This window comes from Bradyrhizobium sp. SZCCHNGR1005, from assembly GCF_032489995.1.
Lineage (GTDB): Bacteria > Pseudomonadota > Alphaproteobacteria > Rhizobiales > Xanthobacteraceae > Bradyrhizobium.
On sequence record NZ_JAUEZC010000002.1, the window covers coordinates 824,568 to 848,148 of the forward strand.

At 63.9% G+C, this 23,581-nt stretch carries 23 protein-coding genes and 1 tRNA gene; 16 read left to right on the forward strand and 8 right to left on the reverse strand.

From position 1 onward, the window contains the following. Nucleotides 1-260: 260 nt before the first annotated feature. The 5 genes from QXZ85_RS09930 (at nt 261) to QXZ85_RS09950 (ending at nt 7,194) form a co-directional block, all read left to right on the forward strand. Nucleotides 261-1,070 carry a DUF3108 domain-containing protein gene (locus QXZ85_RS09930; RefSeq protein WP_315703126.1) on the forward strand — a complete coding sequence of 270 codons (810 nt, stop codon included), beginning with the start codon at nt 261-263 and terminating at the stop codon, nt 1,068-1,070. A 420-nt stretch (nt 1,071-1,490) separates the two neighbouring features. Then, nucleotides 1,491-5,039 (forward strand): helicase-related protein, encoded by a 3,549-nt coding sequence (locus QXZ85_RS09935; protein ID WP_315761459.1) that lies wholly within the window; start codon nt 1,491-1,493, stop codon nt 5,037-5,039. Nucleotides 5,040-5,123: 84 nt separating this feature from the next. Further along, a complete protein-coding gene (locus tag QXZ85_RS09940) occupies nt 5,124-5,351 on the forward strand; it encodes a S4 domain-containing protein (protein ID WP_315702052.1) in 228 nt (75 codons plus the stop codon). Between the two features lie 162 nt (nt 5,352-5,513). After that, nucleotides 5,514-5,852 (forward strand): ferredoxin FdxA, encoded by a 339-nt coding sequence (gene fdxA, locus QXZ85_RS09945; RefSeq protein WP_315702051.1) that lies wholly within the window; start codon nt 5,514-5,516, stop codon nt 5,850-5,852. A 502-nt stretch (nt 5,853-6,354) separates the two neighbouring features. Then, nucleotides 6,355-7,194, forward strand: a complete 840-nt coding sequence (locus tag QXZ85_RS09950; RefSeq protein ID WP_315702050.1) for a CarD family transcriptional regulator — start codon at nt 6,355-6,357, stop codon at nt 7,192-7,194. A gap of 128 nt (nt 7,195-7,322) precedes the next feature. Here the strand turns inward: QXZ85_RS09950 and QXZ85_RS09955 are convergent, their stop codons facing one another. Beyond that, on the reverse strand, nt 7,323-8,213 hold the full coding sequence (locus tag QXZ85_RS09955; protein ID WP_315702049.1) for an AraC family transcriptional regulator: 891 nt from the start codon (nt 8,211-8,213) through the stop codon (nt 7,323-7,325). A gap of 135 nt (nt 8,214-8,348) precedes the next feature. Here QXZ85_RS09955 and QXZ85_RS09960 point away from each other — a divergent pair, with 135 nt between their 5' ends. Together QXZ85_RS09960 and QXZ85_RS09965 are read left to right on the forward strand one after the other, a co-directional pair. Beyond that, nucleotides 8,349-9,104, forward strand: coding sequence for an SDR family NAD(P)-dependent oxidoreductase (locus QXZ85_RS09960; protein ID WP_315702048.1), 756 nt, complete (start codon nt 8,349-8,351; stop codon nt 9,102-9,104). A gap of 30 nt (nt 9,105-9,134) precedes the next feature. Next, on the forward strand, nt 9,135-9,929 hold the full coding sequence (locus QXZ85_RS09965) for an N-acyl homoserine lactonase family protein (RefSeq protein WP_315702047.1): 795 nt from the start codon (nt 9,135-9,137) through the stop codon (nt 9,927-9,929). A gap of 68 nt (nt 9,930-9,997) precedes the next feature. Here QXZ85_RS09965 and QXZ85_RS09970 read toward each other — a convergent pair whose 3' ends face one another. Both QXZ85_RS09970 and QXZ85_RS09975 read right to left on the reverse strand, forming a co-directional pair. Beyond that, entirely contained in the window at nt 9,998-11,377 is a 1,380-nt protein-coding gene (locus QXZ85_RS09970; RefSeq protein WP_315703125.1) for a M48 family metalloprotease, read from the reverse strand. A 125-nt stretch (nt 11,378-11,502) separates the two neighbouring features. After that, nucleotides 11,503-12,285: a thermonuclease family protein gene (locus QXZ85_RS09975; RefSeq protein ID WP_315702046.1), complete on the reverse strand. Its 783-nt coding sequence runs from the start codon at nt 12,283-12,285 to the stop codon at nt 11,503-11,505. Nucleotides 12,286-12,483: 198 nt separating this feature from the next. Between QXZ85_RS09975 and QXZ85_RS09980 the strand changes: the two genes are divergently transcribed. The 3 genes from QXZ85_RS09980 to QXZ85_RS09990 all read left to right on the forward strand — a co-directional run bounded on the left by QXZ85_RS09980 (nt 12,484) and on the right by QXZ85_RS09990 (nt 15,407). Beyond that, complete coding sequence (locus QXZ85_RS09980; RefSeq protein WP_315728042.1) at nt 12,484-13,707, forward strand: ABC transporter substrate-binding protein; 1,224 nt, start codon at nt 12,484-12,486, stop codon at nt 13,705-13,707. An 80-nt stretch (nt 13,708-13,787) separates the two neighbouring features. After that, a complete protein-coding gene (locus QXZ85_RS09985) occupies nt 13,788-14,582 on the forward strand; it encodes an enoyl-CoA hydratase (protein ID WP_315702045.1) in 795 nt (264 codons plus the stop codon). A gap of 63 nt (nt 14,583-14,645) precedes the next feature. Beyond that, complete coding sequence (locus QXZ85_RS09990; RefSeq protein ID WP_315767645.1) at nt 14,646-15,407, forward strand: VOC family protein; 762 nt, start codon at nt 14,646-14,648, stop codon at nt 15,405-15,407. 86 nt (nt 15,408-15,493) lie between these two features. Here QXZ85_RS09990 and QXZ85_RS09995 read toward each other — a convergent pair whose 3' ends face one another. The 3 genes from QXZ85_RS09995 to rplU all read right to left on the reverse strand — a co-directional run bounded on the left by QXZ85_RS09995 (nt 15,494) and on the right by rplU (nt 17,001). After that, nucleotides 15,494-16,090 carry a GNAT family N-acetyltransferase gene (locus QXZ85_RS09995; RefSeq protein WP_315702043.1) on the reverse strand — a complete coding sequence of 199 codons (597 nt, stop codon included), beginning with the start codon at nt 16,088-16,090 and terminating at the stop codon, nt 15,494-15,496. A 134-nt stretch (nt 16,091-16,224) separates the two neighbouring features. Then, a complete protein-coding gene (gene rpmA / locus QXZ85_RS10000; RefSeq protein ID WP_315702042.1) occupies nt 16,225-16,494 on the reverse strand; it encodes a 50S ribosomal protein L27 in 270 nt (89 codons plus the stop codon). A gap of 123 nt (nt 16,495-16,617) precedes the next feature. After that, nucleotides 16,618-17,001 (reverse strand): 50S ribosomal protein L21, encoded by a 384-nt coding sequence (rplU, locus tag QXZ85_RS10005; RefSeq protein ID WP_316174009.1) that lies wholly within the window; start codon nt 16,999-17,001, stop codon nt 16,618-16,620. Nucleotides 17,002-17,305: 304 nt separating this feature from the next. On the opposite strand from rplU, the gene QXZ85_RS10010 reads away from it, so the two are divergent. From QXZ85_RS10010 to QXZ85_RS10020, 3 genes are all read left to right on the forward strand, one after another. Then, nucleotides 17,306-18,439: an ROK family protein gene (locus QXZ85_RS10010; protein WP_315761455.1), complete on the forward strand. Its 1,134-nt coding sequence runs from the start codon at nt 17,306-17,308 to the stop codon at nt 18,437-18,439. A 569-nt stretch (nt 18,440-19,008) separates the two neighbouring features. Beyond that, complete coding sequence (locus tag QXZ85_RS10015) at nt 19,009-19,668, forward strand: outer membrane protein (RefSeq protein ID WP_316174011.1); 660 nt, start codon at nt 19,009-19,011, stop codon at nt 19,666-19,668. 230 nt (nt 19,669-19,898) lie between these two features. Continuing rightward, a tRNA-Ser gene (locus QXZ85_RS10020) sits at nt 19,899-19,988 on the forward strand. 143 nt (nt 19,989-20,131) lie between these two features. Here the strand turns inward: QXZ85_RS10020 and QXZ85_RS10025 are convergent. Both QXZ85_RS10025 and QXZ85_RS10030 read right to left on the reverse strand, forming a co-directional pair. Continuing rightward, nucleotides 20,132-20,611 (reverse strand): SRPBCC family protein, encoded by a 480-nt coding sequence (locus QXZ85_RS10025; RefSeq protein ID WP_315742625.1) that lies wholly within the window; start codon nt 20,609-20,611, stop codon nt 20,132-20,134. Then, nucleotides 20,595-20,945, reverse strand: coding sequence for a metalloregulator ArsR/SmtB family transcription factor (locus QXZ85_RS10030; protein WP_315702038.1), 351 nt, complete (start codon nt 20,943-20,945; stop codon nt 20,595-20,597). Before QXZ85_RS10030 ends, QXZ85_RS10025 begins: the two co-directional genes overlap by 17 nt. A 106-nt stretch (nt 20,946-21,051) precedes the next feature. Here QXZ85_RS10030 and QXZ85_RS10035 point away from each other — a divergent pair, with 106 nt between their 5' ends. From QXZ85_RS10035 to QXZ85_RS10045, 3 genes are all read left to right on the forward strand, one after another. Continuing rightward, a complete protein-coding gene (locus tag QXZ85_RS10035) occupies nt 21,052-21,693 on the forward strand; it encodes a dihydrofolate reductase family protein (protein WP_315702037.1) in 642 nt (213 codons plus the stop codon). A gap of 305 nt (nt 21,694-21,998) precedes the next feature. Further along, complete coding sequence (locus QXZ85_RS10040; RefSeq protein ID WP_315702036.1) at nt 21,999-22,718, forward strand: AraC family transcriptional regulator; 720 nt, start codon at nt 21,999-22,001, stop codon at nt 22,716-22,718. 71 nt (nt 22,719-22,789) lie between these two features. After that, nucleotides 22,790-23,554 carry a sulfite exporter TauE/SafE family protein gene (locus QXZ85_RS10045; protein WP_315702035.1) on the forward strand — a complete coding sequence of 255 codons (765 nt, stop codon included), beginning with the start codon at nt 22,790-22,792 and terminating at the stop codon, nt 23,552-23,554. Nucleotides 23,555-23,581 lie beyond the last annotated feature (27 nt).

Genomic DNA, 23,581 nt, shown 5'->3' on the forward strand with positions numbered 1-23,581 from the left:
GTACGATAGGCTGGATGCCGTTGGCGCGGCCCAATAGACTTTCGGCCCCGCAAGGGACCCGGCGCGGGAAATGCCGCGCCGACGCCGAGTTGCGTTGTGCGTTGGATTTTTTCGCTTAAGTAACGAGGCGATCGCGCAGAGGTGCGCGAGCAGGCGTTTTGGCAGGACGGCCCTTTGAAGTGACCCATCGCGCAGCTCCCTTGATCGTCGCGCCCTCCTGTGGTCGCGGCGTTGCCCGCGGCGTCGCACGTGGCGCGACCATCGCGGTCGCGCTTGTCCTGGTGCTGTTCGCCGCCGTTCCACAAGCTTCCGCGCAGGGCCGCCTCGATGCCGTATATGAGGCGACGCTCGCCGGCATCCCGATCGGCAAAGGCACCTGGGCCATCGAGATCGGCGAGGATCAGTATGGCGCGGCCGCGCAAGGCGGCACCGCGGGGTTGCTGAAGAGCTTCTCGCAAGGTTCGGGCCAGGGCTCGGCACAGGGGCGGATCGTCAACGGGGCGCTGGTCGGCCAGAGCTACCAAGCCTCGACCACTGCGGGGAAGAAGTCCGAACAGATCCGCATCACGCTTACGAATGGTAACGTGAAGGAGTTCAGCATCGATCCGACGCCGCCGGTCGATCCCGACCGCATTCCGGTGACGGAGGCGCATAAGCGCGGCGTGTACGATCCGATGACCGCCTCGCTGTTGCGCGTCCCCGGCAATGGCGATCTGCTGACGCCGGAGGCCTGCCACGCCGGCGCGCCGGTGTTCGACGGCCGCATGCGCTACGAGCTCAAGCTCGATTTCAAGCGCCTGGAAAATGTGCGGGCCGAAAAGGGCTATCGCGGGCCGGCGTTGGTCTGTGCCATCTACTTCACGCCGGTGGCGGGCTATATTCCAGACCGGCCCGTGATCAAATATCTGGCCAGCGCGCGCAATCTCGAGATCTATTTCGTGCCGATCGCGGGGACCCGCATCCTGGTGCCGTTCAGGCTGGTGATTCCGACCCCGTTTGGAACCGGCGTGCTGGAGGCGACCAGCTTCGTCACCCAGGCCACCCCGCCGCGTGTGGCGAAAACGCAGTAGCGGCTCGCCCGCCGACTTTCCGCCAAAGGGAGACGGTCCCTCTGGATCGTCCGTTGTCGCAATTCCCGCGTGAATCCGTTTGACTCTTGCTCGAATCTGATTCGACTCGCGCTCCGAAAAAGCCGCGCCGAATCCGTCGCAAAACCGTTGCTTGTGGTTGCTCCAAAAACTTGATCTAGTGCGGTCTTTCACCTCACGCGCGAGATGTTGCGGTGAACGAAGCCGGAAAGCCGCCGGAGTCAGCGATTCGGGCGCGATTCGTTCTCCGGGCGTTCCGAAGCTTAAGGTGCGACACTATATGCGTAGCAAATTGACACAGCCGGGTGCGGTCGCGACCTTCTGAAATCGCTTCAAAACTCGGTTCCATCGCGTGTAACAGCACACGCGCACATCACGCCGGCAAAGACCTAAAATTAACGAATGGCCTTCTCGTCCTCTTCGGCTGCCTCGCCCTTCGAGCGCACGCCTGATCGTGCTCCGGGCTCCGGCGTCACCGCCGTGCTCGGTCCGACCAACACCGGCAAGACGCATCTCGCCATCGAGCGCATGCTTGCGCATTCGTCGGGGATCATCGGCCTGCCGCTGCGCCTGTTGGCGCGCGAGGTCTACAACAAGATCGTCGATCGCACCGGCTCCGACGCAGTCGCGCTGATCACCGGCGAAGAGAAGATCAAGCCGAAAAATCCGCGCTATTGGGTCTCGACGGTCGAAGCGATGCCGCGCGATCTCGACGTGTCGTTCCTTGCCGTCGATGAGATCCAGATCGCAGCCGATCTCGAGCGCGGCCATGTTTTCACCGACCGCATTCTCAACCGGCGCGGCCGCGACGAGACGTTGTTGTTGGGGGCTGCAACGATGCGGCCGATCATCGAGCGGCTGCTGCCGGGCGCTTCGATGGTGACGCGGCCACGGCTGTCGCAGCTCGAATTCGCCGGCGACCGCAAGATCACGCGCCAGCCGAGGCGGACCGCGATCGTCGCCTTCTCGGCCGACGAGGTTTATGCGATTGCCGAACTGATCCGACGCCAGCATGGCGGCGCGGCGGTGGTGCTGGGCTCGCTATCTCCGCGCACGCGGAACGCGCAGGTGGCGATGTTCCAGAACGGAGATGTCGACTATCTCGTCGCCACCGACGCGGTCGGCATGGGCCTCAATCTCGACGTCGATCACGTCGCCTTTGCCTCCGACCGCAAATACGATGGCTATCAGTTCCGTCGTTTGACGCCCGCGGAATTCGCCCAGATCGCCGGCCGCGCCGGCCGGGCTACGCGAAATGGCACCTTCGGCACGACCGGACGTTGCGCGCCCTTCGAGCCCGAACTCGTCAATGTGCTGCAGAACCACACCTTCGATTCCGTGAAGGTGCTGCAATGGCGCAATGCGCGGCTGGATTTTTCGTCTTTGGGCGCGCTGCAGGTGTCGCTGGCTTTGCCGCCGGCGCATGAGGCGCTGACGCGGGCGCCCGTTGCCGAAGATTTGCGCGTGCTGGATCACGCGGCGCGCGACGCGGATGTGCGGGATTTGGCGCATGGCGCGGCGGCGGTCGAGCGGTTGTGGGAAGCCTGCCAGATCCCGGACTACCGCAAGCTGTCGCCGGCGGCCCACGCCGAACTCGTCACCACGGTGTTCGGCTTTTTGATGCAAAAAGGGCGGATTCCGGACGCGTGGTATGCCGCTCAGGTCGACCAGGCCGACCGCATCGACGGCGATATCGACACGCTATCGGGCCGGATTGCACAAATTCGCACCTGGACCTTCGTCGCCAACCGGCCGGATTGGCTGGCCGATCCCGATTATTGGCAGGGAATTACCCGCGATGTTGAAAATAAATTGTCAGACGCCCTGCATGAACGGCTCACGGAGCGTTTCGTTGATCGTCGTACCAGTGTATTGATGCGGCGCCTGCGGGAGAACAGTGTTTTGAATACGGAAATCGGCAAGACTGGCGAAGTGATCGTCGAAGGGCATGCGATCGGCCGGCTGGATGGATTCACCTTCGCGCCCGACGCCGCCGAGGCCGGCTCCGAAGCCAAGGCCCTGCAGGCTGCGGCCCAGAAGGCTTTGGCCGGCGAGATCGAGGCCCGCGCTGAAAAGCTCTCCAACGCGCCCGATGAGCATTTCGTGCTCACCGCCGACGGTACGGTCCGTTGGACCGGGGATGCGGTCGCCAAGCTGGTGGCGGCTGACGACGCGCTGCATCCGCGCCTGCGCATCATCGCTGACGAGCGTCTTACCGGCGCTGCGCGCGACAAGGTCCAGGCGCGCCTCGATCTGTGGCTGAAGACGCATATCGAGAAGCTGCTGGGCCCGCTGTTCGAACTGTCCAAGGCGGAGGACATCACCGGCATTGCGCGCGGCATCGCCTTCCAGCTCGTCGAGGCGCTCGGCGTCATCGAACGCAGCAAAATCGCGAGCGAGATGAAGGATCTCGATCAGCCCTCGCGCGCAACCTTGCGCAAATACGGCGTGCGCTTCGGCGCCTATCACATCTACCTGCCGGCGCTGCTCAAGCCTGCGGCGCGCGCCCTCGCGGCGCTGCTGTGGGCGGAGAAGCAGGGCAATGTCGACATGTCCGCGCTGACCGGCGCGCAGCATCTGGCAAGCTCGGGGCGTACCTCTTTTCCCGTCGACAAGGCGCTGCCGCGGGACGCCTATCGCGTGCTTGGCTACAAGCAGGCCGGCGAACGTGCCGTGCGCGTCGACATTCTCGAGCGGCTGGCCGATCTGATCCGGCCTGCGCTGGCCTGGCGGGAAAATGCTCCTGGCGAGAAGCCTGCAGGCGCTTTCGACGGCCGCGGCTTCGTGGTGACGCAGGCGATGACCTCGCTGACGGGATCGGCCGGTGAGGATTTTGCCTCGATCCTGCGCGCGCTTGGCTATCGCATGGAGAAGCGCCCGCCGTTGCCGCCCAAGGGCGTTGAAAAGCCGACGGAAGCTCCGGCCGGCGAAGCGATGGCTGCTGACGCCGCCGCGAGCGAGGGGGCGGCGGTGGAAACCGCCGGCGCCGACGCTGCAGCACCGGCCATCGGCGACGATGCCGCCGCGGCGCCTGCGACCGAGGAGATGGTTCCGACGGTGGCTGAGGCCGCAGTGGCGCCGGTGGTCGAACAGGTCGTCGCTGTGCCGGAGCCGGTCGAGACGTCCGAACAGGCCGAACCGATCGCGACGGCGGCCTCCTTGCCAATGGTCGACTTCGCTCCGCCACCCGCGGAAGAGGCGGTGACGCCCACGTCGGAGCCGACCGTCGCCGAGTCCATTGTCGTCGAGTCCGAGCCCTCCGACGCAGCGCAGGCCGAAATCTCCGCCGAGCCGGAGGTCGTGAGCCCAGCAGCACCGGCGGAAGCCGCGTCCCCCGAAGCGACCGCAACTCCGGCGGCAGAGCCCGCCGAACCGCAGCTGGTCGAAGTCTGGCGTCCCGGCGGCCGTTCCGAGGAGCGACGCCCGCGCCATGAGCATCAGCGCCCCCGCCATCAGCGGCCGCATCAGGATCGCGGCCAACAGCCGGCCGGCGAGCATGCTGCAGGCGGGGCTGCCCCGGCCGAGGGCGAGTCTCGCGGCGAGCGTCGCCATGGTCAGGGGCATGGCCGCCGCGACCGCGTAAAGGAATTTGGCAAGGACTTTCGGAAGGGGCCGCGTCAGGGCACTGAAGGCCAGCCTCAAGGTCAAGCGCAGGGCGAAGGCGTGCAGGCGCGTGAGGACCGGGCCCCCCGCCGCGAGCACGACAGCAAGGGACGTGATCGCGACCGCGATCGTAACAAGGGCGGCAAGTTCGGCGGCGAGCGCGAGGGGCGCGGCGGCCGGGACTTCGGTAAGGGCGGCCGCGACAAGCGCGACGGCGGCCCGGCGCTCCGGCCCTACGCGTCGAGCGCCGGTTCGCGCGACCGCGATCGGCCGATCGATCCGAATTCGCCGTTTGCCAAGCTCGCTGCGCTGAAGGAGCAGCTCGCCGCGAACAACCGGAAGGACTGACGCGCGATCAGCAGGAAGGACGAGGCCAAGCCGGAAATCCCGTCAGAGCGCCAGCGCCTCGACAAATGGCTGTGGCATGCGCGCGTGGTGAAAGCCCGCGCAAGCGCCGCTGCTCTCGTCACCTCCGGCCATGTCCGCGTCAACGGCGTCCGCGAGACCTCGCCGGGCCACGGCATCAAGCCCGGCGACGTGCTGACCATCGCGCTCGACCGCAGCGTCCGGATCCTGAAGGTGGTGGCGTTTGCGGAGCGACGGGGCGATGCGACCTCTGCGCGCGTGCTCTACGATGACTTGGCGGGCGGTTCGCAATAGCGTTTGCTGCACGACAAACCCGTTTCAGTTCTTTGCCCCGTTCACTTGCGGCCCACCACGTCCTGCGCTAGTGGTCCGACGCCAGCATTTGCTCCCCATCCGGGAAAGCACGTTTGCAAATGTGCAGGCCAGCTGATTTCTAGACCCGTTCCGGAGCCCTGGATGACTTACGTCGTCACTGAGAACTGCATCAAATGCAAATATACGGATTGCGTTGAAGTCTGCCCGGTAGACTGCTTCTACGAGGGCGACAATATGCTGGTCATCCATCCTGACGAATGCATCGATTGCGGTGTCTGCGAACCGGAATGCCCGGCGGACGCGATCAAGCCGGACACCGAGCCGGGGCTGGAAAAGTGGCTCGGGGTGAATGCCGAATATGCCAAGGCCTGGCCCAACATCACCCAGAAAAAGGATCCTCCCGGCGACGCCAAGGAACATGACGGCGAGGATGGGAAGTTCGAAAAATATTTTTCGCCCAATCCCGGAACTGGGGATTGAGCGCCTCCTCTCGGCTGAGGTCTGAGCTGCCGCGGGAGTGACGGCCGGTCCGTCGCCCGGCAAATTTGCCGGCTGCGAATCATTCCGCGGAAACAAGGATGTAAGACGATTTGGTGACGGCCCGAATGCTGCAATTGTCGGCACCGGGCGACTCGCCGTTTAACCCTAAGCACGCGGATCCGTCACAGAACCGCCCTTCCGCCTCTAAATCATTGATTTTTGCGGGAAATGTGCTATATATGGCACATTCTCAGAGCCGAACCCGGCCATGCGTAATTTTGGCCGCCCTTTTAGGTTCCCGCAACATCAAACAGGGGCGTGGCAGTTCCGCGCGCAGGCTGTGTCACAGAAAACGCGTAAAAAAAGTGCTTCCAAGAGTACCAAGAAGCCCGCCGCGGCCAGCCGCAGCGTTTCCAAGGGCCGTGCCCGGGCTCCTGTAAAGGAAGTTCGGGCTGCCGCAAAGGCCTCGGCTGCCAAATCCTCGAAGAACAAAAGAAGCGCAATGCCTGAAAAGACTGCCAAGACTGCCGCGAAAGCCACTGCTGCCAAGACTTCTGCCGTCAAGGCTTCTGCTGTCAAGAGTTCTGCCGCGAAGGTTGCCGCCAAGCCTGCCGTTGCCGCTCCTAAGCCCGCTGCCGCCCCCAAGGCGGCCGTTGCGGCGCCTGCGCCTGCCAAGACCGTGGCCGCCAAGCCGGCCGCGCCTGCTCCGCGCGTCGAGGAAAAGAAGCTGCCCACCCAGCGTCAGGGCTTCAAGACCAACGAATTCGTGGTCTATCCGGCGCATGGCGTTGGCCAGATCCTGGCCATCGAGGAGCAGGAGATTGCGGGCGCCAAGCTCGAACTGTTCGTCATCAACTTCATCAAGGACAAGATGACCTTGCGCGTTCCGACCGCCAAGGTCGCCAATGTCGGCATGCGCAAGCTGTCCGATCCGGCGCTGGTCAAGAAGGCGCTGGAGACGTTGAAGGGCCGCGCGCGTGTCAAGCGCACGATGTGGTCGCGCCGCGCCCAGGAGTATGAAGCGAAGATCAACTCGGGCGACATCGTTGCGATCGCGGAAGTGGTGCGCGATCTCTACCGTTCCGAGTCGCAGCCTGAGCAGTCCTACAGCGAACGTCAGCTCTATGAAGCGGCACTGGACCGGCTGTCGCGCGAGATCGCCGTCGTGCAGCACTCGACCGAGACCGAAGCGGTCAAGGAGATCGAGGGCCAGCTCGCCAAGAGCCCGCGTCGCGGCGCCAAGACGGAAGCCGATGCGGTTGCCGAGGGTGAAGGCGACGCCGAGGGCGATATCGATGATATCGACGGCGACGATACCGCTGTGGCCGACGAGGCGGCGTAACGCGTCACCCGCTCAATCGAATACGAAAGCCCGGCCCGCAAGGCCGGGCTTTTTGCTTGGGCAGCCATCGTCCTGAGCTTACTCGAACGTCCCTGGTCCGGCGGGTACGCCGCCGCGTCTGGCGTTGCTCAGGCCACGGCCTCCAGCTTGCTCCGCGCGGCCCTGATGTCCCGCACCGGCGGCAGGCCGAACAGCCGGCCATATTCGCGTGTGAACTGCGGCACGCTCTCATAGCCCACCGCGAACGCGGCGCTGCTTGCATTCATGCCCTCTGCGAGCATCAGCCGCCGCGCCTCGATCAGCCGCAGCTGCTTCTGGAATTGCAGCGGCGACAGCGAGGTATGCTTGCGGAAATACTGGTGGAAGGAGGATGGGCTCATGCCGGCAACGGCAGCGAGCTGCTGGACCGGCAGCGCCTGCGTGAATTCGGCGCGCAGCAACGCCACCGTGCGCGCGATACGTTGCGCATGGCTGTCGGGGCCGCCGAGCCTGCGGATTGCCGCGCCATGCCGGCCTGCCAGCAGCCAATAATGCATCTCGCGCACGAGCTGCGCCTGCAGCACGGGCAATGCGGCGGGCCGATCGAGCAGGCGCACCAGCCGCACCGCGGCGTCGGCGGCTTCCGCATCGGTCGGCTCAACCCGAACGGCGTGGCCATCGGCTTCTGCCGTGCCGTTCATCTGCGCAATCAGCTCGGCAACGAGCGCAGGATCAAGCTCCAGCACCAGGGAGAGGTACGGCGCGGCGATGCTGGCCCGCGTGATCTGGCTGACAGTGGGCACGTCGGCCGTGATGATCAGTGAAGCGCCGGCAGAAAACGCAACCCTCTGCTTCCCCATCGCGACATGCTTATCGCCCTGCACGACCAGGCAAACCAGCGGTCGAGAGATCGCATACACGAGCTCGCTGGGCGCGGTTGCACGCACCATCGTGAGCCCCGGGATCAGGGTCTTGGCGAGACCTGTGGCACCGGCATGGATAGCCGTGTAGCGGCTCACGGTGCTGAGCAGACTGGTCATGCAACGAGCCTAAACCGGCGCCGCCGGCGATGCATCCTCCTTCGGAGGATCGGGCAAGAAACGGCGAGCTTCTGGCAACCGCGGACGGCGCTGCGGCCCGATATCGGGGTGGTCAAATCCCGACTGGAGGCAGACATGACCAAGATCGCGCTCGTCACCGGCGCCAGCCGCGGGCTCGGCCGGGCCACTGCATTGCATATCGCCCGCCGCGGCGGCGATGTCATCCTCACCTATCAGCGCCACGCGGAGGAGGCGCAGGCCGTAGTCGCCGAGATCGAAGCGATGGGCCGCAAGGCGCTGGCATTTCAGCTCGACAGCGGCGACGTCGCGGCGTTTGCGCCATTCGCCGAGACGCTGCGTGCCGCGCTGCGCCGGAGCTGGCAGCGCGACACCTTCGACCACCTCGTCAACAATGCCGGCCATGGCGATTACGCGCTGATCGCCGACACGACCGAGGCGCAGTTCGATCGGCTGATCGACGTGCACTTCAAGGGCGTCTATTTCCTCACTCAGGCGCTGCTGCCGCTGCTTGCGGATGGCGGCCGCATCGTCAACCTGTCCTCCGGACTGACGCGGACCTCGTTCCCCGGTTATGCCGCCTATGCGGCCGCTAAGGGGGCGGTGGAGGTGCTCTCGACCTACCTGGCCAAGGAGCTCGGCGGCCGTGGCATTGCCGTGAACACGGTGGCGCCGGGGGCGATCGAAACCGATTTTGGCGGGGGCGCCGTGCGCGACGACCCCGAGATCAACAAGGTGTTCGCCGGCATGACCGCGTTGGGCCGGGTCGGCCTGCCCGACGACATCGGTCCGATGATCGCAAGCCTGCTGTCGGAAGACAATCGTTGGGTCAACGCCCAGCGGATCGAGGTCTCCGGCGGTCAGGCGATCTGACCGGAACAGCAGCCAGACAGGAGATTGGCCATGAGCGCGAACGGCCGACATCTGGGAACGCTCGATCGTCTCTACGTGCTCGATGGCGGCGCTGCGATTGCTCCTGACCGGTCCGTCTATACGCCTGGGAAATGGTGCGGCGAACCGGTGACGCTGAGCTGCAACGCCTATTTGATGCGGCGGAACGGCGAATGGGTCCTCTGGGACACCGGGATCGACGAAGCCTTGGCCGAAGAGCCGCGGGGCAGGATCATCGCGCACGGCATCAGGGGCATCGTCGCCAGGCCCATCACGGCTCAGCTCGCCGATATCGGTCTCGCCGCGGCCGATATCGGGATGGTGCTGCTGTCCCATGCGCACTTCGACCACATCGGCAATGCCGGCCTGTTCGAGCGCGCGACCTGGTACATCCAGCGCCGCGAGCACGAAGCCATGTTCGGTGCTGATTATCGCCAGCATGGCTACACTCCGGCGCTCTATGAGGGTCTGGGGCAGGCCAAGGTCGAACTGATCGATGGTGATCTCGATCTGTTCGGTGACGACTCGGTTCGCGTGATCTCCACACCCGGCCACACACCCGGGCATTGCTCGCTACTGGTCCGTCTCGCCAACACCGGGCCGGTCTTGCTCTCGGGGGACGTCGCGCATGACGCTTACAACATGGCACATCGGCAGGTGCCGACTATGAATGCGAGCCGCGAGCTGTCGCTGGCCTCGATGGAACGCATCGCTGCGATCGTCGATGCCGAGGGCGCGCAGCTCTGGTTGAACCATGATACCGCCCAGTCGGCGACGCTTGCGCATGCGCCGGCGTATTTCGACTAGACGAGTGCCGGCTTGTCGTCGTCGCGACAACGAGGACGCAAATCGAAAGGCCTGCCCTGCTTGGCCGGTCACTCCACCACGATCTTGACGCGGTCGCGCACCTTGACCTGGGCATGGGCATCGAGCCCGTTGAGAACACGGAATCGCTCGACCGGGTGATCGAGGCCGGCCATGCGGTGCGCCAGCGAGTCCACCGTGTCGCCGGGCTGCACGGTGATGACCTTGATGCGCAGCGGCCGGGCCGACTGGATCTCGTCGAGGCTCAGGCGGCGGAACGAATTGACCGTCTCGCGCGCGTTGCGCTCGCTCTCCGTCGTCCGTTGCCGCATGGCAAAGATGAAGCGATAGACGTCGGTTCCGACGCGCAGCGCGTAGACCTTGAACTGCCAGGCATCGCCGCTCGCCGTCGTCGCGGCCGCTGGGAACCCGTTGATCGTGAGCTCCTCGGTCGCGGACTTGTCGACATTCTCCATCCAGCCCGAATTCAGGTAATCGCCGAGCGTCTGCTCGGCGGGCACCCGCACCACGTCGAAGCGCATCGCCTGGGCGCCGCCCTCGCGCACGCCGATCACCGCCTGTGCGGTGTTGTCGAGCGTGAAGTTCTCCGGCGCTTGGAAGGTGAAGCCGAGCTTGGGATGCAGGAAGCGCCGGCCGCGTACGAATCCCTCGCTGGGGTCCTCGCCATAGACAATGTTGTCGATGGCCCCGAGATAGGTCTCGCGATCGTGCTCCCTGGGGTCGGCAGAGGCATATTGCTTGGCGACCGCCTCGGCATTCTGCACCCGCTCCGGCGTTGCCGGATGCGAGGACAGGAAGTCCTGCGCCCGCGGATCGAACCCGATCTTGCCGGCCTTCAGCTCCGCGTTGCGCTCCATCGAGCTGAGGAACCGTGCCGCGCCAAACGGATCGAAATGCGCCTTGGCCGAGATGCCGACGCCGATGCCGTCAGCTTCGAATTCCTGGGCGCGCGAGAAGCTCGCCATCGTCAGCTTGGTCTTCGCCAGTGCCAGCGCGGTCAGATCGGGATCGTCGGAGCCGACGCGCGTCACGACGGCAACCTGGCGGGCCTGATCTTCACGGATCGCCGCATGGTGGGCGAGGACATGCGCCATCTCGTGGCTCAGCACCGAAGAGAGCTCGGAGGTGTCGTTGGCAAGCGCGATCAGGCCGCGGGTGACGTAAAGCTGGCCGGTCGGCAAGGCGAAGGCGTTGACCGCACCGGAATTCAGGATGGTCACCTTGTAGCTCTGCTCGGGATGGTCGGAGGCCGCCACCAGCCGGTCAACGATCTTGCCGATCAGGGATTCAAGCTGCGGGTCGTCGTACGAGCCACCATAGGTTGCGAGTATTCTTTCGTGTTCGCGATCGCTGGCGGGCGTCGTCTGGACGATGGCGGGCTTGGGGCGCGGTGTCGGCGTCGGTGCGGTCGTGGTCTGCAGCTTGCCCATGTAGCTGCAGCCGGCGAGCGCGAAGCCGAGGCATAGCAAAGCGGGCGCGACCCGAAGGCCGCTCCTCGTCGCTCTTCCACGCCAGTGCGCAAACCCTTTCACGTGGCTCCCCGGTAGCTTCGTCGTCAGTTGCTGTTCAAGACTTCGATCTGGGTCACCCTGGCCGCGTCGATGCGCGGTCCCGAGTTCGGCCCGGAATGCGCCTCTACCCAGCCGCGCACCCGAATCCGTCGTTGTTCCAAGGACTTTACGGCAAGGCCGGCCGACTCGAAGACCGGCAGCGCGCGCCTTGAAATAGTCACAGCGAAACCCCGTGTCCAGTTACGTGCGAAATTGAGGTACGTCGTCGCCCCTGCCTGTCGTACGGACAAGACCTTGCCTTCGACAACTGTAAATCGTCCGACCCGAGACAAAATATCGTCTGGACTTTCCGCGCTTTTTATGACGATGGCGTCTGCCCAGATGCCGCGTTTGTCGGCGCGGGCCTCGGATTCGGCGGCGGCGAGCGCCGCTGCGCAGTCCCTGTCGGCGATGTCGGTGGCCAGAAGCGCCTGCCCTCGCGCGAGCAACTCGCGCTGAGCGAGCACATCCGAGCCTGCGATCGACACGAAAGCGCTCTGTCGCCCATAGCGGTCCGGCGCATCGTCGCTCCCGTACAGGACGACCTCGCGGCCATCGATCAGTTCGGCCAATCCATTGCTCGGGTTGCCGGTTGCAGTCGCCAGCTCAACGCCGGCGAGCTTGATTTCGCGACCATCGGATAAACGAAAGCTTCGCGCATCTACAACCTCGGTCACGCGTCCGTCGCCGAGCGATTCGAACGCGCACGGCGAGGCATCGCTTGCTGCCGGACCGGCAATCGCGAGCATAGTTGTGAAGATAAGAAAAAACGCGCTTTGCGTGTTCATCCTCGCAGCCGTCACCGGATTCGACGTCGGACGATCATCCCATACTTTCTCCATTCCACCGAATGGAAAACTGCAGCACGTCGCGATCTGAGCAGCACCGGCCGCTGCCCTTGCTGCTTGGCAAGCGCTGCGGCATGATCCGGCCAATCAATGATAAGGGCCGCCGCGATGACGGCGTCCGCCAGGGAGGTGATTTTAATGACGCGGATATTGTCGGGCGCGTTGGCGCCGTTGTTTGCATTGGCGTCCGTTCTCTCGCTCACGTCAGGTGCTGTGCATGCACAGGAGAAGCCGCCGCTGAAGATCGGCGGCGTCCTGGACATGTCCAGCCTTTACGCCGACATCACGGGCGTAGGCAGCGAGACGGCAGCCAAGATGGCGGTGGAGGATTTCGGCGGCGAGGTCCTTGGGCGCAAGATCGAAGTGTTGGCCGCCGACCATCTCAACAAGGCCGATCTTGCCGCCAACATCGCCCGCGACATGATCGACAATCAAGGCGTCGAGATGATCTACGACGTAGCAGCATCCGCCACCGCGCTCGCAGCGGGCGAGATCGCAAAAGCGCGCAACAAGATCATCATCTTCAACGGCCCGGGTTCGGTGCGGCTCACCAACGAGGCCTGCGGTCCTTATACCGTGCACTACGTGTTCGACACGTTTGCGCAGGCCAACGTCACCGGGCTTGCAGCGGTGAAATCCGGGCTCGACACCTGGTTCTTTCTCACCGCCGACTATGCCTTCGGCCAGGATCTGGAAAAAGACACCACCAATGTGATCGTGAAGTCCGGCGGCAAGGTGCTTGGCAGCGTGCGCCATCCGCTCAATACGTCCGATTTCTCATCCTTCCTGCTGCAGGCGCAGGCATCGAAAGCGAAGGTCATCGGCCTTGCCAATGCCGGCGGCGACACCATCAACGCGATCAAGCAGGCCGCCGAATTCGGCCTGACCAAGAGCGGCCAGAAGCTGTCTCCGCTCCTCGCTTTCGTCTCCGACATCGACAGCGTCGGGCTCGAGACCGCGCAGGGGCTTCTCCTCGCCGAGGCCTGGTACTGGGACCTCAACGACGAGACCCGTGCCTTCACCAAGCGCTTCATGGCGCGCACCAAGCGCGTGCCGACTTCGGCGCAGGCCGGCGTCTATTCGTCGGTGCTGCATTATCTCAATGCGGTAAAGGCGGCCGGCACGACCGATCCGGCCGCCGTGATGAAGGTGATGAAGGCAACCCCGATCAACGACATGTTCGCCAAAGGCGGCCACATCCGCGAGGACGGCCGCATGGTGCACGACATGTATCTGTTCGAGGTGAAGAAGCCATCCGAATCCAAAGGCCGCTCCGATGACTACAAGCTGCTGGCGACGGTGCCAGGCGACCAGGCATTCCAGCCGCTGGAAGCCTCGCGCTGCGCGCTGGTGAAGAAATAGTCCGCCGTTGCGAGCGAGGCGGCTTCGCTGCTCGCAATGACGAACTGCGATCCCTGCAATGACAACGGAAAGTAAATCCGATGACCGCCAACGACACCGTCCTGCAGCACCTCGAGTCCGGCTTGCTCACGATTACGATGAACCGTCCCGAGCGGCGCAATGCGCTGAACGCCGAGATGACCACCGGTCTCGTTGCCGCCGCCCGCCGCGCCATGGAGGACCATGATGTGCGGGCGGTCCTGATCAAGGGCGCCGGCGGCACCTTCTGTGTCGGCGGCGACGTCAAGGCGATGGCCGAGGGCAAGGCGCCTCCGCCGTTCGAGAGCAAGGTTGCCATCCTGCGCGACCGCATGGAAGTCTCGCGCCTGCTGCACCAAATGCCCAAGCCTGTCGTGGCGCAGATCGATGGCGCTGCCGCGGGCGCGGGGCTCTCGATTGCGCTGGCCTGCGATCTCCGCGTCGCCGGCGCCTCCGCCAAGATCACCACCGCCTTCGCCAAGGTCGGATTGTCAGGCGATTTCGGCGGCACCTATTTTCTCACCCAGCTGCTCGGCAGCGCCAAAGCGCGTGAGCTCTATTTGACCTCGCCGCTCTTGAGCGCCCAGGAGGCTTACGCGCTCGGCATGGTGACGAAGGTCGTGCCGGACGCGGAGGTCGAGGCGGCCGCGCGCGAACTTGCGATGTCGTTGGCGCACGGGCCGACGGTGACGCTCGGCTATATCAAGCGCAACATCAACAACGCGGAGACATTGTCGCTCGAACACTGCTTCGATGCGGAGGCGATGCATCACTCTCGTTGCAGCGAGACCGCCGACCACATGGAGGCTGCGAAAGCCTTTGTCGAGAAGCGGCCGCCGGTGTTCCAGGGCAAATAGGTGCAACGTCGTCGTTGCGAAGCGCGAAGCGACGAAGCAATCCAGACCTCTTAGGTGTGTATCATGAGCTACCTGCATCTGCGCCAGGTCTGCCTGGTCGCACCGCGGCTCGAGCCCGTTGTGTCCGACATTGCGGAGATCATGGGACTCGAGGTCTGTTACCGCGATCCGCATGTCGGCAAATACGGCCTGGAGAATGCACTGCTGCCGGTCGATACGATCCTGCTGGAGATCGTCGCGCCGATCCGCGCCGGCACAGCGGCGGGGCGTTTCCTGGAGAAGACCGGCGGGCAGGGCGGCTATATGGCGATCTTCGCCTGCGATGATCCGGACGCGCGTGGCGAGAGGGCCAATGCGCTCGGCGTGCGGACGGCGAACGTGATCGATCATCCGCCCTATCACGGCGTGCAGCTGCATCCGCGCGACTGCCGCGCCGCCTTCATCGAGTTCAATCACACCACAGGCAGTGACGATATCCTTGGGTGTTATCCGCCGGCCGGACCCGACTGGCAGCGCGCGATCCGCAAGAACGTGACGATGGCGCTGACCGCGGTCGAGCTGCAGAGCCCCGATCCGTCGGGCCTCGCTGCGCATTGGGGCCGCATCCTCGAGATCGCGCCAACCGTCGAGGCCGGCGAGACGCCGCAGATCGATCTGCCAAACGCCCGCTTTCGCTTCGTGGAGGGTGACCGCGAGATCGTGAGTGGGCTGACGTTTCGCGCGGCCGATGCGAGGGGAATCTGTGCCGCTGCGCAGGCGCGCGGGCATTCGGTCGTGAACGGTGGTTTCTCGCTGGGTGGGGTGACGTTCAGGCTGCAGGCGTGACGTGGCCCTGTGGCCGGACCATAGGGCCGCATCGGTTGGCCTCTGCCCTCCAGGGAGCCTCTCTGGAGGGGGATGAGGCGAGGCGCCTAAATCGCCCGGCGCGCGGCGCTGGCCCAGTTCTTCAGCGAGGCCCAGACGTTGCGGGAGAGGCGGAACGCATCTACCGGCGCCGAGGAGGCCAGCACTTCGAAACGGTGCAGCTCGACCCCGGTCCACTGGAAGCCGCACTTCTCGAGGATGTTGCGCGAGGCGGGATTGGAGACGCGCGCATAGGCGAGCAGCGCGTCGTGCCCGTGCGCATCGAAGAAGTAGTCGATGATTGCGCGCGCGGCTTCGGTGCCGTAGCCGCGGCCCCAATAGGCGATGCCGAGCCAGTAACCGAGGGCAGGCAGGTCCGGCGCGCGCCAGTTCACGCCGACGATGCCGATCGGCTGGCGATCGGTCTCGATCAGGAAGGCCGTTTCCTTGCCGCCATCGGCGAGCCCGCGCACGAAGCTGACGGCGTCATCGGGCGTATAAGGATGCGGCAGGCGACGGGTGTTCTCGGCGATGCGGCGGTCATCGGCGAGACGGGCGATGGCTTTCACGTCCGCGAGCGTCGGCTGACGCAAGATCAGCCGCTCGGTCTCGAGGACGCAAGGTCTCGCCTCGCGAAAGGTCGATGTCGGGATCTCCTGCAGCATGTCGGGCTCCATCAACACGGCGACGGCAATATGACGCACGCAACGAAAAGGGGAGGCCGGTGTCCCGCCTCCCCTGGAGCCTTTTTGCGCTCCGCCGGTTCATCAGGACCCGGCGGACGTAATTTGATCCACCGTTATTCGGCCGCCTCTGCAGCCACCGGACGCACCGAAATGAAGGTGCGGTTGGACCGGTCATGAAATTCTACGACGCCCTCGACCTTGGCGAACAGCGTATGGTCGGTGCCCATGCCAACATTAAGGCCAGGGTGCCAGGTCGTGCCGCGCTGACGCGCAATGATGTTACCGGGAATCACGCGCTCGCCACCGAACGTCTTGATGCCAAGGCGTTTGCCTTTGGAATCACGGCCGTTGCGCGATGAACCGCCTGCTTTTTTATGAGCCATGGCTCGTCTCCGATCTCGCTTCTCTCTAGCTCAATTTGGCTGGAGAATCATTCACATTTGCGATGTGCGGACGTGAGGTCCGCGCGAATTGTCTGTCGATGTGGCGCGCTTGCGCCGCAATCCTTACTCGGCCGCGTCTGCCGCCGGCGTCGCAGCCTTGGCCTTCTTCGGCCGCGGGCCGATGGTCGGCTTGGCGTTGTCGGTCAAGATCTCGGTCACGCGCAGCACCGTCAGCTCGTCGCGGTAGCCGCGCTTGCGGCGCGAATTCTTGCGGCGACGCTTCTTGAACGCGACCACCTTGGGGCCGCGCTTGTGCTGCAGCACCTCGGCCGCGACCGTGGCGCCGGCCACGGTGGGGACGCCCAGCACCGGCGTGTCGCCGCCGACCACCAGCACTTCGGGAAGCTGCACGATCGTGCCGACTTCGCCTTCGATCTTGCCAATCTCGAGCACATCATCCGGAGCGACACGGTATTGCCGGCCGCCGGTCTTGATGACTGCGAACATCGTTCTATTCCTTCGTGTTCGATCCCGGCCTCGAGTCGAAACTGCGGGCCGGCTTCTTGTTCAGTCGTTATGGTTCGGTTTGGTCGTACCTCGACCGGTACGATCCTGCGCAGTTTCCAAGGGCAGAAAGCCCGCCAAATCCGCGCAAAAACAAGCGGCGCGGGAGGGCCCACGCCGGATGAAGCGGCATTTATAGCCGCAAGGGTCGGTGAGTCAAGGTAAATGGCCGCCGGCCGCCTTCAACGAAACCAAACGGTTCCCTCCGCCGTTGTGTCCACCCAACACGCGAAAAGGGCAGGGACCAATGGCTGAGGACGTCATGACCTCCACCGGCATCGCCCGGCACGGCGCCACGCGACTGCCGTCGGTGGACATCGACAGCTTCAATATCGAGATCAAGGACGAGGACGGCTTTGTCGGCGACCGCGCCTCCAAGGGCGCCTTCCGCAAGATCTTCGAGCGCTGGCGCAAGCCGTTGCGTAAATCCGGCAAGGACCCGTTCGGCAAGGAGTCGTCCGACGAGATCAGCAAGAAGGTGCTCGACGAGATCCTGATCGGCGAGGACACCGAGGCGTCTGCGGTGGTGCATTCGGCGATCGAGGACTTCGCCCAGGAGCTCGCTTACGTCACCCGGCGTTTCCTGCGCACCAAGGCCTGGGCCGACACCGGATGCATCGTGGTCGGCGGCGGCTTTCGCGCCTCCCGGCTCGGCGAGCTTGCGATTGCACGCGCCGAAATCATCCTCAGGGACGAAGGTTTCGAGGTCGACCTGGTGCCGATCCGCTACGACCCGGATGATGCCGGGCTGATCGGCGCGCTGCATCTGGCGCCTTCCTGGATCTTCGAAGCCCATGACAGCATCCTGGCGGTCGATATCGGCGGCACCAATATCCGCTGCGGCGTGGTCGAGACTGGCGCCAAGAAGGCACCGGACCTCTCGAAAGCCTCGGTGTGGAAGTCCGACCTGTGGCGCCACGCCGACGACGAGCCGACCCGCGAAGGTGCAGTGAAGCGGCTGGTCAAGATGCTGAAGGGGTTGATCGAGAAGGCCGAGGCTGAGGGCTTCAAGCTCGCGCCCTTCATCGGCATCGCCTGTCCCGGCGTGATCGATGCGGACGGATCGATCGAGAAGGGCGCCCAGAACCTGCCGGGCAATTGGGAGAGCAGCAAGTTCAATCTGCCGAGCAGCCTGATCGAGGCGATTCCTATGATCGGCGGCCACGACACCGCGCTGCTGATGCACAATGACGGAGTGGTGCAGGGCCTGTCGGAGGTGCCGTTCATGCAGGGAATGGAGCACTGGGGCGTGCTCACCATCGGCACCGGGCTAGGCAACGCCCGCTTCACCAACCGTCACAAGGAGAACGGCAAGAAGGATAAGGACAAAGCGGACGACAAATCCGACGACAAGAAAGCCAAGAAGAAGAGCAAGGATTAGCTGCTCGGTATCGATATGCGCCCGTCCCCCTCTCATATTGTTGCGATGCAGCATAGAAGCGCGTGAAGGGTTGCTGCAAACAATCGTGGATTGCGCCAGGGCCTCAGTCGGCGCTTGTTGAAAAATATCTTGCAATCAATAGGATAGGGATAGTGCGCGGCCGCCGCCGGTAACCTTTACCGGTTAGGTTAAAGATCGCTTTTTAGACGTTAAGGATGAGTTTGCATTGCAGCGATCCGGCCTATGCCGCAAGGCTGCCTTGTCGCTCAGGCCAGCCGGATTGACCCCCGTCTCTTTCGGTTGGTTTCCCCAAGATGAAGCGACACGGGACCGCCATTGTGTGTCAGCGTATGGCGGTCCCACATTTTTTCCGCATCTCTCCTCCCAAGTCCCTTCTCCCAGCTCCCTTCGCTTTCGCGCCGCTTCGCTGTTCGGTTGCGATCCTTCGCAGGAACTGCCGGTGTGACGGATTGGCTTATTTACAAACCATCTAGACGGTTTTTATATGACGCAACCCAATTCGGGGTGGGACGTGCGCGGCGTCAAGCCGCCAACTGGAGACTGAGGACATGAAGATCAAAGCCGCCGGATATGGGCTGACGGCGCTGCTTGCGACGCTGCCCTGCGCAGGCGCAAATGCCGCCGATCTGCCGGCCAACACGTACAAGGCGCCGGCCTACATGCAGCCCGCGCCGGCCCCGTTTTCCTGGACGGGATTCTACGTCGGCGCCAATGTCGGCGGCGGCTTCACTGGCGCCAACGCGTACAGCAATTTCGGCGGAGGGGCCGGCGGTAAGCTCTCCGGCGCGATCGGCGGGCTGCAGGCCGGCTACAATTACCAGCTGTCGCCGATGTTCGTGGTCGGTATCGAGAACGACCTTGCGTTCGGCAATCTGTCTCACAAGGCCGATCTGGTGAGCCCGGAGATCAGTGTGCCCTGGCTGAGCACCGGCCGCGCCCGCGCCGGCATCGCGGTGCTCGATTCGCGGCTGCTACTTTACAGCACCGCCGGCCTTGCCGCCGGCGAATTGAAGGACGGCCCTGTCCATAAGATGAAGATGGGCTGGGTCGCCGGCGGCGGCGCCGAATGGGCGTTCGCGCCGAAATGGTCGGCCAAGCTCGAATATCTCTACATCGACCTCAAGCACGACAATCTGCCGGACCGGAACGCGGCCAAGATCCACACCGTCAGCGTCGGCGTGAACTACCATTTCGATCTCTTCCGCTGAGATAACGCGCTCCGGGGCCGCCACGTCCAACGTTTGGCCCCCGTGCGGCGGCTCGCTTGTCCGGTCGAACCCGCCGCACGCGCGGTCCGCCTGCCCCGGCGGACCGCGTCGGCGGCTTGTCCGCATCTGCCAGCGTGCGGGCAAATTTTCGCCCTCGCTGCCTTGTCACCCCCGCCATCGTGCCCTAGAACACGGCCCAACCACGGGGGCCATGCCCCTGATTTGCGCCCGGAGAGGTGGCAGAGTGGTTGAATGCACCGCACTCGAAATGCGGCATAGGTGCAAGCCTATCGGGGGTTCGAATCCCTCCCTCTCCGCCATTTGCCGCCGATTGTACGCTACAGCCCGAAATATCTTGAAGATCAGCGACGGCATTCCGGTCGTTGGGATTGGGCCGTAAGGCCCCAAAAGCAGTCGATCATGGCGCTAGGGCAGCGACCGGAACCCCCAAGATGCGCAGCGTTCAACGATCTAGCCAAGCGGTCAGACCATCAAGCGTTTGCAGGCCATACTCCACCGCGCCGAAACCGACGACCACCTGACGCCGTTCGCGGCTTGGGTGAAGCTGGCGCAAGGTCAATACGGTCTTGCCGTCGGTCTGCTCATCGAAGGTAACCGTCATGTAGAAGCGCTCAGGGTCGTTGAGGTCCGGGGTACCATAGTCCACCACGATCAGTTCGTTGGGCACGATCTTCAAGAAGCGCATGAGGTTGGGAAAGCGCTGCTCTTGGCCCTCGAATACGCCCACCATGTCGAAGCGCCATTGCCCTCCCTCGCGGATATCGGCCTCGTGGTTCTCGATGCTGAGGCCAGCCGGGCCGTACCATTGCGCCAGCGCTTCCGGATCCATCCAAGCGGCGAAAACCTTATGTCGCGGGTGCTTCAGCACCTTGACGACCACGATCTCACGGTCGAGCGACCAGGTCTCAAATAGTTTTTCCATCGTCGTTCTCTTCCGTCCCGTCCAAATAGGCTTCCAACCGGTCGAGCCGCGCGGCCCAGCGTCGACGCTCCGCTTCCATCCAATTGGCCGCCTCCTCGAAGCGCGCTCGTTCCAGTCGGCACCAGCGACTGCGTCCGCGCTTCTCGCTGGCGATCAATCCGCAATCTTCCAGCACCTTGAGATGCTGAGCGAAGGAGGGCAGCGCCATATCGAAGGGCTCCGCGAGGGCGCTGACCGGCAACTCTCCCTCGGCCAGACGCGACACCACCGCCCGGCGTGTCGGGTCACTGAGAGCATGGAAGGCAAGGTCGAGTGGGGCCGAATGATAAGGCATGCGCGACGGTAAGGCGGATCGTCCACATGCGTCAACAATAATAAGGCACTTGCCTTTGTATCTCATTTCATTAATAAGGTATGTACCTTACTATTAGGAGAGGCCAATGGCAGTACGTGTCGACCTTCTTATCTCGCTCGACGGTTTCGCAACGACGACCGACCAGACACCCGAAAACCCGTTCGGCCCCGATTGGACGCGCCTTGTTGCAGCATATGTGGCCACAAGGACGTTTCGAGAGCGCGTGCTCAAAGACACCAGCGGCAAAGGCACCACCGGCCTCGACGATGAGTATGCGAAAGATTATTTCACCAACATTGGCGCCGAGATCATGGGGGCCGGCAAGTTCGGCCTGCACAACTTTCCCGATGATCCGGACTGGAAGGGCTGGTGGGGCGACGAGCCGCCATTTCACTGCCCGGTCTTCGTCCTGACGCACACGCCGCGGCCTTCCATCGAGATGGCCGGAGGCACCACGTTCCACTTCCTCGCGGCCGATCCGGTTGATGCGCTGCAGCGCGCCGAGAGAGCCGCAAACGGCAAGGATGTTCGGATAGGCGGCGGACCCACCATGGTCCGCGCCTATCTCAAGGCTGGACTTGTGGACCGCATCCATGTCGCCATTGCTCCAATTCTGCTGGGGCGGGGCATACGCCTCTGGGACGAGTTGCGCGGATTGGAGGCCGGCTACACCACCAAGACCGAAACGGCCGAGAGCGGGACCGTCCACCTCACGTTCCAGCGCTAGCCATCGGCCATCGACTTACGGCGGTCATCGGCTATCCAAACTTGGCCCTTGGCTGCCTTCTTCTTTCTACCCTCGAACGAGCTCCAACTCTTCCTGGTTTCATAACCGTACGCAGACCGACCGTTTCCCACCGATATTCATCGGTCACCCGTGGTTCAATTTAAGAGGGCTATGGCGTAAACGTAGTTCTCCGTTTCGTCGTTCTCGGTCCGCCATACAACGCAATCCGATGGTATCCGGCCGTTGTTGTTAGTCCGCTGTGGCCCCCCACCGCTCGGAAGCGATCATTGACTCCGTATTCTTCGATGCTCCGCTCTGCCTCTGAATCCCGCTGGAGCTATTGCCAGGCGAACATCGCCGGTATCGTCGAGCTTGGCTCATGGCGCGGCCGCGGCTCTCCCGGTCTCAGGCCCCATTTTCATGACGAGACCCAGATCGTGATGGTTCTGTCGGGATCCCGGGTGTTTCTTATCGACGGCACGACGGTGACGGTGGCGGCGGGACAGGCCGCCTGCATTCCGGCGGGGATGCTGCACGTCCCGCTCGCGACCACGGAAGACGAAACGATTTGCCTTAACGCCTACATTCCAGCGGGCGGTTCCGCGCAATCTTTGGAGGTCTTCGACATCCAGTATGGCCGGTCGAGCGCAGGCCGGACCTCCGGAGACGAATTCCTGCGGGTCCGGGATAAAATCGCATCCCACGTGGCCCTTCGTCCAACCGTGAAAGCTGACCAAGAGAAGCTCCGCGCGACTTTGACGAACAGCTTCGGGCGGATCGGAGAAATCGCCGCAAGTCTCGGCCAAAGCCGTGAAGGATTCAGCCGGCTGGTGACGCGCGAACTTGGCATCGCCCCCCATGCTTTCAGAGTCCTCACGCGGTTGAACATGGCGCGACGCTTGTTGCGAGAAGGCCAGCCGATAGCTGCCGCGGCAGCCGACACCGGCTTCGCTGATCAAAGCCATCTGACACGATTGTTTCGTCGAACATTCGGAACCACACCGGGTCTCTACTGGCACGGCTGAATCCGGTCACAAACGTTCCAGACTCGCCGACTCGCGAACGGATACCCCTCTCGTGATCGGAGAGAGCGAGCATGCACTTCACTACGGGCGCGGCTTTAATGGTGGCCGGCGTGGCCGGCGGCCTCATCAATGCGCTGGCCGGCGGCGCGACGCTCATTACATTTCCGGCGATGTTGGCGGCAGGATTGCCAGCCATTGCCGCTAATGCGTCCAACGCGGTTGCAATTTCACCTGGTCATTTGATCGCGGCTCTCGCCGATCGCGCGAAGCTGCCGGTCTTGACGAGTCGCGCGGTGTCGTTTGTCGCTGTCGCCGTCCTGGGAGGAGCGACCGGGGCGATCGTCTTGTCGCTCCTGCCCGAGCGCCTCTTCACCTTGCCGGTCCCAGCCCTGATCGCGTTGTCAACGCTGCTCTTTGCCTTCGCGCCGCAAATCCAGGCGTCGACCGTCCGTCACTACAGCACCGGCAGTTCGGTGCCGGGTGGTCTCAGCGCGGCGTTCATCGGGACAGCTTGCATCTACGGGGGATTCTTCGGCGCCGGTCTGGGCGTCATCCTGACGGCCGTCTTGTCGATCACCGAACCGAACGACATCCGTGCGATAAAGGCCCTGAAGAATCTGCTCGCAACCTGTGTGGCATTCGCCGCGACCGTCATCTTCATCGTCCAGGGAGCCGTGCGGTGGCCGGAGACAACTGTTATGCTTTTTGGAGCGATGATTGGCGGATATGGCGGCGGTTACCTGATTCGCGTTCTTCCGGCGAACTACGTGAGACGATTCGTAATCGTCGCGGGGGCGGCAATGACCGTGATTTATGCAAGACGATACTGGCTGTAGCCGTGCATTAGGTAGCAATGGCGCAGA